The 13,429-nt window shown below is 72.0% G+C and carries 11 protein-coding genes; 3 read left to right on the forward strand and 8 right to left on the reverse strand.

Translation table 11 applies throughout. From position 1 onward, the window contains the following. The first annotated feature begins 54 nt into the window (after window positions 1-54). Entirely contained in the window at window positions 55-1,362 is a 1,308-nt protein-coding gene (locus tag ABT158_RS10265; protein WP_352352445.1) for an MFS transporter, read from the forward strand. On the opposite strand, the gene ABT158_RS10270 is transcribed toward ABT158_RS10265, so the two are convergent. The 6 genes from ABT158_RS10270 to ABT158_RS10295 form a co-directional block, all read right to left on the reverse strand. Then, a complete protein-coding gene (locus tag ABT158_RS10270) occupies window positions 1,355-2,047 on the reverse strand; it encodes an ABC transporter ATP-binding protein (RefSeq protein ID WP_352352446.1) in 693 nt (230 codons plus the stop codon). The two genes, ABT158_RS10265 and ABT158_RS10270, sit on opposite strands and share 8 nt — an antisense overlap. Next, window positions 2,037-2,966: an ABC transporter ATP-binding protein gene (locus ABT158_RS10275; RefSeq protein WP_352352447.1), complete on the reverse strand. Its 930-nt coding sequence runs from the start codon at window positions 2,964-2,966 to the stop codon at window positions 2,037-2,039. Before ABT158_RS10275 ends, ABT158_RS10270 begins: the two co-directional genes overlap by 11 nt. Next, a complete protein-coding gene (locus ABT158_RS10280) occupies window positions 2,963-5,554 on the reverse strand; it encodes an FtsX-like permease family protein (protein WP_352352448.1) in 2,592 nt (863 codons plus the stop codon). The genes ABT158_RS10275 and ABT158_RS10280 overlap by 4 nt, the downstream gene beginning before the upstream one ends. After that, window positions 5,551-8,610 (reverse strand): ABC transporter permease, encoded by a 3,060-nt coding sequence (locus ABT158_RS10285; protein ID WP_352352449.1) that lies wholly within the window; start codon window positions 8,608-8,610, stop codon window positions 5,551-5,553. Before ABT158_RS10285 ends, ABT158_RS10280 begins: the two co-directional genes overlap by 4 nt. A 209-nt stretch (window positions 8,611-8,819) precedes the next feature. Continuing rightward, on the reverse strand, window positions 8,820-9,089 hold the full coding sequence (rpsT, locus tag ABT158_RS10290) for a 30S ribosomal protein S20 (protein WP_352352450.1): 270 nt from the start codon (window positions 9,087-9,089) through the stop codon (window positions 8,820-8,822). Window positions 9,090-9,220: 131 nt separating this feature from the next. Next, a complete protein-coding gene (locus ABT158_RS10295; protein ID WP_352352451.1) occupies window positions 9,221-10,210 on the reverse strand; it encodes a glycoside hydrolase family 18 protein in 990 nt (329 codons plus the stop codon). Between the two features lie 55 nt (window positions 10,211-10,265). On the opposite strand from ABT158_RS10295, the gene lepA reads away from it, so the two are divergent. Then, the gene (gene lepA, locus ABT158_RS10300; protein WP_352352452.1) at window positions 10,266-12,101 is read left to right on the forward strand and encodes a translation elongation factor 4; all 1,836 of its coding nucleotides are present in this window, start codon (window positions 10,266-10,268) and stop codon (window positions 12,099-12,101) included. Window positions 12,102-12,104: 3 nt separating this feature from the next. On the opposite strand, the gene ABT158_RS10305 is transcribed toward lepA, so the two are convergent. Together ABT158_RS10305 and ABT158_RS10310 are read right to left on the reverse strand one after the other, a co-directional pair. Next, complete coding sequence (locus ABT158_RS10305) at window positions 12,105-12,521, reverse strand: acyl-CoA thioesterase (RefSeq protein WP_352352453.1); 417 nt, start codon at window positions 12,519-12,521, stop codon at window positions 12,105-12,107. Beyond that, a complete protein-coding gene (locus ABT158_RS10310; RefSeq protein ID WP_352352454.1) occupies window positions 12,518-12,811 on the reverse strand; it encodes a hypothetical protein in 294 nt (97 codons plus the stop codon). Before ABT158_RS10310 ends, ABT158_RS10305 begins: the two co-directional genes overlap by 4 nt. 67 nt (window positions 12,812-12,878) lie before the next feature. On the opposite strand from ABT158_RS10310, the gene ABT158_RS10315 reads away from it, so the two are divergent. Continuing rightward, on the forward strand, window positions 12,879-13,370 hold the full coding sequence (locus ABT158_RS10315; RefSeq protein WP_352352455.1) for a GNAT family N-acetyltransferase: 492 nt from the start codon (window positions 12,879-12,881) through the stop codon (window positions 13,368-13,370). Window positions 13,371-13,429 lie beyond the last annotated feature (59 nt).

Below are 13,429 nucleotides of genomic sequence, written 5' to 3' on the forward strand. Positions count from 1 at the left end.
CGCCAACAAGTAATTTGTTGACGAATCATTCGCTGACGAAATACCTTGCTGGTCATGTCGTTTTCGTTGTTCGCCGGGCCCAGGAACCGGCTGCTGGCCGGACGCTGCATGTCCGCGCTGGCCACGGCCATGATCCCGACCACGCTGACCCTGGCCGTGCTGCGCGCCACGGGGTCGGGGGAGGCGCTGGGGCTGGTGCTGGCCTGCGAGATGGTGCCGTTGTTGTTGCTGCTGCCGGTCGGCGGCGTGCTGGCCGACCGCGTCCGGCCCGGACGGGTCGTGCTGCTCGCCGACCTCACGCGCTGCCTGGCGCAGGGGCTCATGGCGGTCGAGCTGCTGGCCGGGGTGGCTCGGGTTCCCGACCTCGCGGTGTTGTCGGCGGTCTCGGGGGCGGCGATCGCGTTCGGGAGTCCGGCCGTGCCGCGGCTGGTGGTGGCGGTGGTGCCGGGGCCGGACCGGTTGCGGGTGAACGCCCGGATCGGGGTGGTGACCAGCCTGTCGGCCGTCCTGGGGCCGGCGCTCGCGGGGACGCTCACGCTGGCCGCCGGGCCCGGATGGGCCGCGGGGGTCACGGCGATCTTGTTCGCCTGCTCGGCGCTGACCCTCGGCGGGGTCCGTACGGCTGCCGGGGGCGCAGGGGGCGAGAAGGCCGTGGAGGAGCGGAAGGCGGTCCCGGGCGGGCAGGCCGGGCGGCGGCGGTGGGGGGTCGGGTTCGGGCGGGAGCTGGTCGAGGGGTTCGGTGAGGTCAGGAGGCGGCCGTGGTTCCTGGCCTGTGTGCTGTCGCACGGCGTGTGGCACTTCATGGCCGGGTTGTTCCTCACCCTGGGGCCGGTGGCGGCCGTGCAGCGGCTGGGCGGAGAGACCGGTTGGATGATCATCGTGCAGAGCGGCACGGTCGGACTGCTGGCGGGGGTGCTGGTCGCGCCGCGCTTGCCGGTGCGCAGGCCGCTGGTCGTCGTCCAGGTGGGGGCCGCGCTCTATCTGCTGCCGATGGTGGCGTTGCCCGTGGCGGTGGGGTTCGGGCTGTCGGCCGTGGTGGTCGCGGTGGCGTACTTCGTGGCCATGGTGGGGCTCGGGGTGCTCAGCCCGTTGTGGGAGACGGTGGTGGCCGAGGAGATCCCGGAGGGGGCGTTGGGGCGGGTGCGTTCCTTCGACCAGCTCATCTCGTTCGCGGCGCGGCCGGTGGGGCTGGCCGTCGCGGCGCCGCTGGCGGCCGTGACCGGGATGGGGGTGCTGATGGTCACCGGTGGGGTGGTGGTCGCCGTCGCCAACCTCGCCGCCGTGGCGCGCTCGCCCAGGCCCGCGGCCTCTCCGCCCGCCGGTGAGCGGGCGGAGAGAGCGGAGGAGGGGCGGGTCAGGTGAGGGACGGTTCGCGGACGACGCCGTCGCTGATCTCCAGCACCCGGTCCGCCAGCGTGATCAGGCTGGGGTCGTGCGTGGCGACCAGCGCCGTCACCCCCTCGCTGCGCACCAGCGCGCGCAACAGCTCCATGATCTGCCGCCCGGTCTGCGAGTCGAGCTGTCCCGTCGGCTCGTCGGCCACCAGCAGCTTGGGCCGGTTGCCCAGGGAGCGGGCGATCGCCACCCGCTGCCGCTGCCCGCCCGACAGCTCGTACGGCCGCTGGTTCATGTGCTTGTCCAGCCCCACCAGCGCCAGCAGCAGCCGGACCCGCTCCTCCCGCTCGGCGGACGGCACGCGGGCCAGCCGCATCGGCACCCCCACGTTCTCGGCCGCCGACAGCACGGGGATCAGCCCGAACGACTGGAACACGAAGCCCACCACGTCCCGGCGCAGCGCCAGCAGGGCGTCCTCGGACATGGACGTGACCTCGTGCCCGTCCACGACGACCCGTCCGGCGTCCGGCCGGTCCAGGCCGCCGATCTGGTTGAGCAGCGTGGTCTTGCCCGACCCCGAACGTCCGCGGACCGCCACCAGCTCGCCGGGGAACACCTCGAAGGACACCTCGCGCAGCGCGACGACCTCCTTGGGCCCGCTTCGGTAGACCTTGCGGACCCCCTCCACCACGACCAGGGGCTCATTGCTCATGGGAGGGCTCCTCTCGGGCGGGCCAGACGCCGATGTGGTCGGATTCGAGTTCGAGGCGCACCCGGCGTTCCATGTCCAGGGCGTTCATGAAGTCGCGGGGGAGCTGCAGGCGGCCCACCCGGTCCAGCACGGCGTACTCCTCGGCGACGATCTGCCCCTCGGCGCCCTCGCGCCGCAGCGTCTCGCTGCTGGTACGTCCGTCGCGGATGCCCACGGTGCGGTCCACCTGCTCCGACACCAGCGGGTCGTGGGTCACGATGACCACGGTCACGCCGAGCTCCCGGTTCGCCTTGCGCAGGGAGTCGAAGACCTGCTCGGACGTCTCGCTGTCCAGCTCGCCGGTGGGCTCGTCGGCCAGGATGAGCTGCGGCTCGTTGGCCAGGGCGACGGCGATGGCGACCCGCTGCTGCTCGCCGCCCGACATCTCGGGCGTGCGGCGGTCGGCGCAGTAGCCGACGCCGAGGAGCTCCAGCAGCTCGCCGGCGCGGGCGCGGCGCGCCCGGCCGCCGCCGGCCAGCTTCATGGGCAGCTCGACGTTCTCCCTGGCGGTCAGGTACGGCAGCAGGTTGCGCGCGGTCTGCTGCCAGATGAAGCCCACCACGGACCGCCGGTAGCGCAGCCGGTCCTTGGCGGTCATCGCCAGCAGGTCGGTGCCCGCGACCCTGGCCACCCCCGCGGTCGGCACGTCGAGCCCCGACAGCACGTTGAGCAGCGTGGACTTGCCCGACCCGGACGCGCCGACGATGGCCACCAGCTCGCCCTTGTCGATCACCAGGTCGAGGCCCTGCAGGGCGACGACCTCGACGCCCTCGGTCTTGTAGATGCGCACCAGGTTGTCGCAGACGATGTGCGCGTCGGCGCCGAACGCGGTCTTCTCCCGCGTGGCCTTGGCTTCCAGCTCTGACAGGGTCGGGTTCATGTGAGGTCCCCCACTCGAAGGACGGCGCCGAGGCTGCGACGGCGGCTGATGGCGGTGTGCGTGTACGCGCCGAGCACGGCCACGACGGCCAGCCCGGCCGCCAGCGCGGTCGGCGTGATCAGGTCTAGGGAGTAGTCGCCGACGGGCAGGTCGCCGGCGTAGGAGGACAGGTCGACGCCCGGCCCGAGCGCCGCGGGCAGCCCGAGGCCGAGCAGCAGGCCGGCCAGTGCGGTCAGCAGGATCATCGGCATGATCTCCAGGACGGTGAGCCGCTGCGCCTGCCGGTCCGACAGGCCCAGCGTGCGCAGGAACGACAGCGCCCTGGCCCGGTCGGCCGCCCCGATCACCAGCGACAGGATGACGGCGACCAGCGCGTACGCGGCCAGTGCCACCGTGACCACGACCAGCGTGGTGCGCACGGTGCCGGTCAGCGGGTCGTCCTGGATGGCGGCCAGGGTCACCGCCTGGGACTCCACGGTGCCGAGCGGGACCAGCTTGCGCAGCTCGTCGAGCGCGGGGTTGCCGCGGATGAGCAGGGTGTTCACGGCGGGCCGGACGAGCGAGTCCATCGGCAGGATCACGAACTTGCCTGTGGTGAAGAAACCGGGCACCGAGGTGATCACGCCGCCCTCGGGCAGCTTGAGCCGCGACTGCCAGCCGATCTCGTACGTGCCCCGCCCCTTGAGGTCGGGCGAGACGAAGACGCCGCCGCCGGTGGGCACGCCGATCGGCGCCCCGCCCAGCAGCCGCCGCCACTCGGGCAGGTTCACGGCGATGGCGTCGGCGCGCTCGGCGCCGTAGCCGATCTGGACCTCGCCGGTCTGCGCGAGCACGACCTGGTCGACGCCCGCGACCTTGCGCACCCGCTCGATCGCGTCGGCCGGGATCTCGATCCGGGAGGTGACCTTGACCGGCGCGCCCACCTGCTGCCAGGACGCCAGCTGCTGCGTGCTCACCAGCCCGTCGGAGATCACCGCGGCGAACACCGACACGCCGAGCGCGGGCAGCAGGATCAGCACCGGCAGCACCGACGCCGAGCGGGCCCTGGCCGCCCTGGTCAACCCCAGGAACGGCACGGCACCGGGCCGCCGCGCGGTCAGCCGGACGAGCAGCCGCAGCGGGTACGGGTAGCAGCGCAGGATGATCACCGCCGCGGCGAGCGTCAGGGCGATCGGCACCACCAGCAGGAACGGGTCGAACCCGGCCGAGGCGGCCAGCCCGCGGGTGCGCAGCAGGTAGGCCCCGGCCAGCGCGAGCACCACGACCAGCACCTCCAGCGTGAGCCGGCGGGCGGACGGGCGGGCGGTGCTGACGTCCGCGCGCTGCTCGTGCAGCGGCACCCGGTGGGTGACCGCCAGCCCGGCGGCGGTGTACCCGACGGCGGCCAGCACCACCAGCAGCGGCCCGACGTGCACGATCGGCAGGACGGGCCCGGGGACCAGCCAGGACAGCGCGTACCCGGCGAGCCCGGCGGGTGCGACGGCGAGCGCGGTCAGCGCCGCGCCGGTGCCCGCCACCTGCCCCAGTGACCCGCCACGCGCCCGCGTCAGCGCCAGCGTGTGGTCGAGCCGGTTGGACAGCAGCTGCACCGCCAGCACGATCACGCCGACCGCGACCAGCAGCAGGCCGCCGAGCACCAGGTACATCACGGTCTGCGCGGTGGACTGGGCGGCCAGGAAGTCCGTCAGCAGCTTGGGCAGCGCGGTCAGCACCCGGTACGGGCTGTACGCGCCCGACGCCTGCAACCCGATCACCCGCTCGAACTCGCTGAGCGCCGCCTGGAGGTCGGTCGCGGCCAGCGCGTCGGCCTTGTCCGGGGCGATGGGCAGCACCCAGAAGTAGGTCAGGTTGCGCCCGTCGCCGCTGAGCGCGGTCAGCCCGTCGTCGGACATGATCGTCGTGATGTGCTTCTCGAACTCCATCTTGCCCGGCGGCAGGATCCTGGTGACGCTCAGGACGTCCCTGTTGTGGTCCCAGTAGCGGTCGTCGGCCTTCTTGGCCTTGAACGCGCCGACCAGCTTCACCGCCACGTAGTGGCTCTCGCCGAGCACCTTGACCTGGCCGATCCGCAGGTCCATCGCGGTCAGCGCCGACTCGACCAGGCCCACCTCGATGAGCGGGATCGTCTCGCCCTCGAAGCGCATGGTCGAGGGCTTGCCCGGAGCCTGCCCCTGAACCCAGTCCACCCGCCGGTCGGCGTCGGACAGCCAGCCGAGGTTCATGAACATGGTGCCGCCCGAGCCGTGGATCGGGGTGACCACGGTCTTGGCGCCCATGTGGCTGTTGCCCGTGCCGGCGGGCACCACCAGCGGCCGCAGCGCCGGGGGCACGAGCCGGCGCCAGCGCGCGTCCCTGGACTCGAACTGGCCGCGTTCGTGCAGGTCCTCTTCCTTCGACATCGACGCGACGGCCACCGTCAGGTCGGCCTGCTCGGCCGTGGCGGTCCTGAGCGCCTCGCGCAGCGCCTGGTCGAACGACGACTGCATCGCCCTGGGCAGCCCGCCGACGAGCAGGCAGGCGGTCAGCGTCAGCACGAAGAGCACGGCCACCGCGCCCAGGTGCGTACGGGCCAGCAGCGGGATCCTCACTGTTCCTCCCGAATGCCGAGACCCTGCCTGCGCAGGTTGCGCGCCAGTCCGGCGACGATGGCGAGCAGCACGGCGGCCACCCCGGCGAGCATGGCGCCCGTGGCACCCCACGGGATGTCGAGCACCACGCCGGGCGTGACCGCCGACGCCTGCCCGGTGAGCACGATGTGCGGCACCACGAGCATGCCCACGACCACGGCGAGCCCGGTCCCGGCCGCCAGCGACAGCCCGATCACGAACGTCTGCTCGATCGCCAGCATCCCGAACACCTGCCGGGAGCTCACGCCGAGCGCCCGCAGGATCGCGAACTCGGTCATCCGCTCGCGGGCCGCGACCGCCGCGTTGACCAGGAAGCCGAGCGCCGCGAACACCAGCGCCGCGAGGAAGCCCAGCATCAGCGCGCCCTGGAGGCCGCTGGCCAGCGGGTCGTCCTGCATCTTGGCGGCCAGGGCGCGCTGGTCGATCGCGGTGACGTCCCATGCGGGACGGCCGGTGAGCGCGGCCGCCGCCCGGCCGTCCGGAGTGGCGAGCCACCACTCGGTGGCGGGCCTGGGCAGTTGCGCCGCCGCCAGATCCTGCGCCTGCATCGTCCCCCAGTCGGCCAGTACGGCGTGTTGCCCGGCGGTCGTCGTCGGCATCGTCTCCACGACGGCCACGACCTTGACGTCCATCACCCTGCGGTCGATGCTGGCCCGTCCCACCTGGCCGACGCCCAGCTTGAGCGACTCGGACAGGCCGGCGGTGAGCACCACGGGCAGCGGCCCCTGGACGGGCGGCGACCCGAAGACGGCCGTCGCGGGCTGCCGCCCGGTCGCCTTCACCGACACGGCGGGCGCGGTCACCGGCCGCCCGTCGGCGCTGATCCCGGTCACCGTCAGACTCCCGCTGCCGGAGGCCGGCGCGCTCACGACCAGCCCGCGCAGCGACAGCGGGTACGTGATCTTCCCGCTCCGTCCCGCCAGCGCCGCGAGGTCCACGTCGAGGGTGTTCTCGCCCTTCTTCAGCACGCCCAGCGACACGTCGCGCCACACCCCGAGGGCGTCGGACAGGACCAGCCGCACCGGCAGGTCGTCGTCGGCCGTGGCGCGCAGGGTGAGCGCGGCCGGCTGTCCCGGCAGGTCCAGTTTGCCCGCCTGTGGCCCGGTCAGCGCCCGGGAGATCTCCGCGACGGGCCGGTCGGCCAGGTCGGGGCGGAGCTGGAACAGCGTGCCGAGCTTGGCCGCGTCGATGCCGATGAGGATGGCGTTCTCGCTGCTGACCTCGGTCTGGCCGCGGAAGACGGGCGAGGCGGCGGTCACGCCGGGCAGGGCGGTGAACGCCGTGCCGCGGCCCAGCGGGCCGAGCTCCGGGGCGTCCGGCGGGCCGGACAGGCGCAGGTCGGCCCCGGCCTGGTGGCGGGCCTGGTCGAGCTGGGAGGCGCGCCAGGTGGCGGCGGTGGCCATGGACACGATGCCGATGGCGATGGCCATGGTGAGCAGCAGCGCGGGGCCGGCGTACTTGAGCGGGCGCCTGCTGACCTGCCACGCGCCGAGCGCCGGGGCGAGGGACGGGCGCCTGGAGGTGATCCGCTCGGCCACCGCGGAGATGCGCGGCACCAGCCGCAGGCCGAGCATGCCGCCGGTGAGCAGGGCCAGCGCAGGGCCGGAGATGATCAGCGGGTCGATGCCGAGCCCGCCGCCCGCGGTCGTGGTGACCGGCGCGCCGTAGTGCTGGAGCTGCCAGATCGCCAGGCCGGCCACGACCAGCAGCGCGACGTCGGCGCCGGCGCGCTGGATCAGCCCGCGCCCGCCGCCGCGCCCGCGCGCCGACTGCTCCTCCACGTACGTGCGCCGCGCGCCCGCCAGCGCGGGCAGCACCAGCAGCACCGCGGAGGCCACGGCCACGGCCACCGACACCAGGAACGTGCCCAGGCCGACCGAGGGGTCGAGCCGCACGCCCGACGCCCTGATCCAGGGCAGCCGGCTCACCAGCCCGAGCAGCGGCGGCCCGAGCAGCGGCGCGACGATCGCGCACGGGACCGCGACCAGCATCGCCTCGCCCCCGGCCAGGGCGGCCAGCCGCAGCGTGCCGGCGCCGCGCGAGCGCAGCAGCGCCACCTCCATGCGCCGGTGGTCGGCCAGCAGCCGCGCGGTGAGCATCAGCGCGTACGCCGCCAGCAGCAGCAGCTGCAGCACCGGGATCAGCATGGTCGAGCGGGCGACCAGGGAGGCGGTGTCGAGCTGGGTGAGCATCTCGGGCAGGCGGCTGGTGGTCACGCAGCTCGGGCAGTCGCCGGCCTTCAGGTGCGCGCCCACCTCGCCGACCGCCGCGGCCAGCGGGCGCAGCTGGGCCGGCGTCAGCGAGCGCAGGTCGGGCTCGGCGGTCCAGGTGGCGTTCACGTTGGTGGCGAAACGGCCGATGAACGTCTCGCGCGCGACCATCAGCGGCCCGTACGTGGTGAAGTCGCCGCGTTCGACGCCTCTGCTGAGCAGGGTCTCCCCGGTCCAGCGCTCGCCGAAGGGGTCGTCGAGCTGGAACACGCCGGTGATGCGCACCTGGACGGGCTCCGGCGACAACCGCCCCACGGTGGTCAGCTCCTGGCCGACCTTGAACCCGGCCGCCGAGGCCGCCGACAGCGAGACCGCCGCCTCCACCCGGCCGTCGGCGGCCTTGGGCCAGGCGCCGGAGACGAGCTTGGCGTGCTGGTCGAGGCCGTCGTAGCTGCCGAACCTGAGCAGCTCGGGCCGCTCCTGCTTCTCCTGGCCGGGCATGGCGTAGGAGTCGGAGCGGAAGCTCGTGGTGAGCGCCGGCGCCTTGGTGTACGCCTTGGTCAGCTCGGCGCGCACCGCCCGGTCGTAGACGGGGAACGTCTTGTCCGTGACCGGCGCGCTGATCGTCGCGGACGTCTGGCGCAGGGAGGCGGTCTCCATCGTCCTGCGCACGCCGGCGTCGGCGATGGAGGAGGCGTACATGGTGAGCGCCACCAGCGTGGTGGTGGCGAGCAGGATCGAGCCGAACGCGGCCAGGAGGAGCAAAGGCTCGCTGAACGCCCGTTTGACGACCAACGGCCCCCGCATGTGTCCCCCTTCGTCCGTTTAGTGAACCCTCACGGAGAGGGCGGACGGGAGGCAAGGTGATCTTGTTAAGGGATGCTCAGCCGATACCCGGCGGCGATGCCGATGTGATATCGAAACTGTGACAAAAAGTGCACAAAACCAAGAACGCCGCACCCCATGAAGGAGTGCGGCGTCAGCGCTCGCCCGGACTGTCGCCGGGCGGCAGGAGCTTACTTGGCAGCCAGAGAGGCAGCCTGCTTGGCGATCGCCGACTTGCGGTTGGCGGCCTGGTTCTTGTGGATGACGCCCTTGCTGACGGCCTTGTCGAGCTGGCGGGCGGCGACGCGCTGCAGCGCCGCGGCCTGCTCGACGTCGCCCTGCTCGGCGGCCTCGCGGAACTTGCGGACGGCCGTCTTCAGAGAGGACTTGACCGCCTTGTTGCGCAGACGCGCCTTCTCGTTCTGCTTGTTGCGCTTGATCTGGGACTTGATGTTCGCCACGAAGAAGCCTCGGTGAAAGTCTAAGGATGGATGGGGCGCGCGGGCTCGATGAGAGGGCGCGCCACACGCAAGTGAACAGGGTACCAATAACCCAGGTGGCTGCTCAAATCAACGCCCCGGGTGTTCTCAGTTTAGGCCAGCCAGCGGGTCATGTACTCCTTCCAGTCCTCTTCGGTGGCGGCGAAGTCGACGTACAGGGCCAGGCCGAAGCGTTCGCGGCGGCCGTGCTCGGACAGGGCCAGCCGGGCGCCCTCGGCGGCCGTCGCCACGCTCTCGGCGGCGTCCAGCCAGGCCAGGCCGTGGTCGTGGTAGGCGGGGGCGCCGACGAGCAGGGACTTGTCCTCCGGGACGAGGTCGAGGGCGAGCGCGGCCTGCCGGGCCACGTGGCCGCCGTAGAGGGACTGGGCGGGCGCCCCCGAGTCGTACGTCATGATCGCGACCTGGTCCACCCGGTTCACGACCTCCTGGAAGTAGCCCTGCGACCAGTATTTGTCGTGGCCCAGGACGAGCCTGCCCGCCGGGCGCATGAGGGGATAGGGCTCGATCTGCGGGGTCGAGGTGGACAGCAGCCTCGTGTACGTCCTCGTCCGGTCCAGCAGGTCGAGGAACTCCGTGTCGCCGTCGCCGATCGGCTCGAAGTCGTAGTGGACGCCGTCGTAGCCCGCCTTCATGACGTCGGCCACGCCGGCCAGGACGTTCGCGCGGGAGCGGGCGTCGTCGAGGTCGAGGCCGTTCTTGACGGACTGGCCCAGCCAGGCCGAGACGCGGACGCCGGGCAGGTGCCGATGCATCCATGTCACGAAATCTGCGGCTTTGGGGTGCTTGGCGGGATCAAGGCGGCCGTCCCACTCGAACGGCCCGGAATGGACGTACACGTCCTTGATGCCGGTCGTGCGCAGGCGGACGGCGAGCCGCTCCACGTCCGGCTCCGCACGGCGGCCGTCGACCCAGGCGTGGCCGAGCCAGAGGGCGTCGTTGCCGGTGCTCTTCGCCCAGGCCGCCGGGGCACCGGTAAACTGGATACGGAGCGCGACGGCGAGCAGGCCGGCCAGCGCCACCACGACGGCCACGGCCAGCGCGACCAGGCGCAGGCCGCGGCGGACGACGGTCCGGATAATCATCTGGGCATGTCACCATGAAAGACGCTTGACCTCAACCCTGTCGAAACGGACTTCGGTGCGCACTCAGCCTGGCCAGACCGACCCCGCGTTGATCCGCAACTTCTGCATCATCGCGCACATCGACCATGGCAAATCGACCCTTGCCGACCGGATGCTGCAGATCACCGGCGTGGTCGACGACCGCTCCATGCGCGCCCAGTACCTCGACCGGATGGACATCGAGCGCGAACGCGGCATCACGATCAAGTCGCAGGCCGTGCGGCTGCCCTGGGACGGCCACGTCCTCAACATGATCGACACCCCCGGGCACGTCGACTTCACCTACGAGGTGTCCCGGTCGCTGCAGGCGTGCGAGGGCGCGATCCTGCTGGTCGACGCCGCGCAGGGCATCGAGGCTCAGACCCTGGCCAACCTCTACCTGGCCATGAACGCCGACCTGCACATCATCCCGGTGCTCAACAAGATCGACCTGCCCGCGGCCCAGCCGGAGAAGTTCGCCGAGGAGCTGGCCGGCCTGATCGGCTGCGACCCCTCCGACGTGCTCAAGGTGTCGGGCAAGACCGGCGTGGGCGTGCGCGAGCTGCTCGACCACGTGGTGGCGACCGTCCCGGCGCCCGTGGGCCAGGCCGACGCCGCCGCGCGGGCGCTGATCTTCGACTCCGTCTACGACACCTACCGCGGCGTCGTGACGTACGTCAGGGTCATCGACGGCCATCTGAGCAAGCGCGAGCGCATCCTCATGATGTCCACCAACGCCACCCACGAGACGCTGGAGATCGGCGTCATCTCGCCCGAGCCCAAGCCCTCCGAGCGCGGCCTCGGCGTCGGCGAGGTGGGCTACCTGATCACCGGCGTGAAGGACGTGCGCCAGTCGCGTGTGGGTGACACCGTCACCTCGTCGGTCAAGTCGGCCAAGGAGATGCTGGCCGGCTACGAGCACCCCAAGCCGATGGTGTTCTCCGGGCTCTACCCGATCGACGGCGACGAGTACCCCGAGCTGCGCGAGGCGCTCGACAAGCTCCAGCTCAACGACGCCGCGCTGGTCTACGAGCCGGAGACCTCGGCCGCGCTCGGCTTCGGCTTCCGCGTCGGCTTCCTCGGCCTGCTGCACATGGAGATCGTGCGCGAGCGCCTGGAGCGCGAGTTCGGCCTGTCGCTGATCTCCACCGCGCCCAACGTGGTCTACCGCGTGGTCATGGAGGACGGCAAGGAGCTCACGGTCACCAACCCGTCCGAGTTCCCGACCGGCGGCAAGATCGCGCAGGTCTTCGAGCCGGTCACCAAGTCCACGATCCTGGCGCCGGCCGAGTTCATCGGCGCGATCATGGAGATCTGCCAGGGGCGGCGCGGCCAGCTCCTCGGCATGGACTACCTGTCCGAGGACCGCGTCGAGATCCGCTACACGCTGCCGCTCGGCGAGATCATCTTCGACTTCTTCGACCAGCTCAAGTCGCGCACCCGCGGCTACGCCTCGCTCGACTACGAGCCCGCCGGAGAGCAGGAGGCCGAGCTGGTCAAGGTCGACATCCTGCTGCAGGGCGAGGCCGTCGACGCCTTCAGCGCGATCGTCCACAAGGACAAGGCCTACTCCTACGGCGTCGACATGGCCAAGAAGCTGCGCGAGCTGATCCCGCGCCAGCAGTTCGAGGTGCCGATCCAGGCCGCCATCGGCGCCCGGGTCATCGCCCGCGAGAACATCCGGGCCATCCGCAAGGACGTCCTGGCCAAGTGTTACGGCGGTGACATCTCCCGTAAGCGCAAGCTGCTGGAGAAGCAGAAGGAAGGCAAGAAGCGGATGAAGATGGTCGGCCGCGTCGAGGTGCCCCAGGAGGCCTTCGTCGCCGCGCTGTCCACCGACTCCAGCGCCGCCGCCGACAAGACCAAGAAGTAGCCGCTACAGGCCCAGCACGGCGGGCGTTCGCGCGAGCGCCCGCCAGTGCGTGCCCGGGTCGGGGAGCAGGCGGCGGGCCCGCAGGTCCATCAGGCCGCCGACGCCGGTCAGCTCGGCGGCCGGCTCGCCGTCCGCGCCCCTGAACTCCTGCCTGATCCGGAACGTCTTGCCCGTGCCCCACTCGAACGCGCAGGTCACCTCCACCTCGTCGCCGGCGCGCAGTTCGCGGTGGAAGCGGATGGTGTTCTCCAGCGTCACCGGGCCGACGCCGGCCTCCCGCAGGTCGTCGATCGAGATGCCGGCCGCGCGCAGGCACTCCCAGCGGGCGTGGTCGCCGTACTGGTGGTAGACCACGTTGTTGAGGTGGCCCTGGGTGTCGAGCTCGTAGCCGCGTACGGCGATGCGGACCGAGAAGGTCATGATCGTTCCTCCAGCCAGGCGTGCGATTTGGCGGTGAGGTAGCGCAGGCCGTCGTCGCCGAGCTCCACCCAGTCGCCGCGGGCCCAGCCGCCCGTGGTCTGGGGGGCGAAGCCGTGCCGCTGGAACAGCGCCGACGCCTCCTTCTGGGTGAGACCGCGGCGGCCCCACTCCGCGATGACCCGGGCCGTGCGCTCGGCCTCGCCCAGCTCCTCCTCGCCCAGGGCGGCGGCCAGCTCCTCCAGGCCGCGCGCCATCAGACGCAGCGAGGCCTGCACGCGGGCGATGTCCATCGGCGCTCCCTCATCGCTGTTCGATTGCTACCGATAGCTTAGCGATGGTAGCGGATACCCTGAAAGGGTGGAAGTGGTACATACGGAACGAATGGTCCTCTCCCGGATCCGTCCGGAGGACCTCGAAGCCGTGCACGAGATCCACTCCGACCCGCGCACGAACGTCTACAGCTCCGCCGGGCCCCCCGTCGACCTGGAGGCCAGCCGGGTCATGCTCGACCTGTGGCTGGCCGACTGGGCGGACCGGGGGATCGGCTACTGGGCCGCCCGGCTGACCGAGGGGTCGCAGGTGCTGGGCATCGGCGGCCTGCGGCACGCGGCCCTGGACGGTGCGGACGTGCTCCACCTGTACTACCGTTTCCGTCCCGCCGCCTGGGGCCGCGGATACGCGGTCGAGCTCGCCAGGGCGGCCCTGCGCGTCGGGCGCGACCTGGGCACCGTGGTGGCCCTGATCGGGGACGGCAACGAGCCGTCCCGCCGGGTGGCGGAGAAGGCGGGCCTGCACAGGGAGCGCACGATCCCGTACGGCGGCGTGCCGAGCGACCTCTATGTCGCCTGACCGCCCAGAGCCGTCACCTGGCTGCCCGGAGTCGTCACCTGACCGCCCTGAGCCATCGC

Origin of the sequence: Nonomuraea sp. NPDC001636 (genome assembly GCF_040298265.1) — a bacterium.
GTDB lineage: Bacteria > Actinomycetota > Actinomycetes > Streptosporangiales > Streptosporangiaceae > Nonomuraea.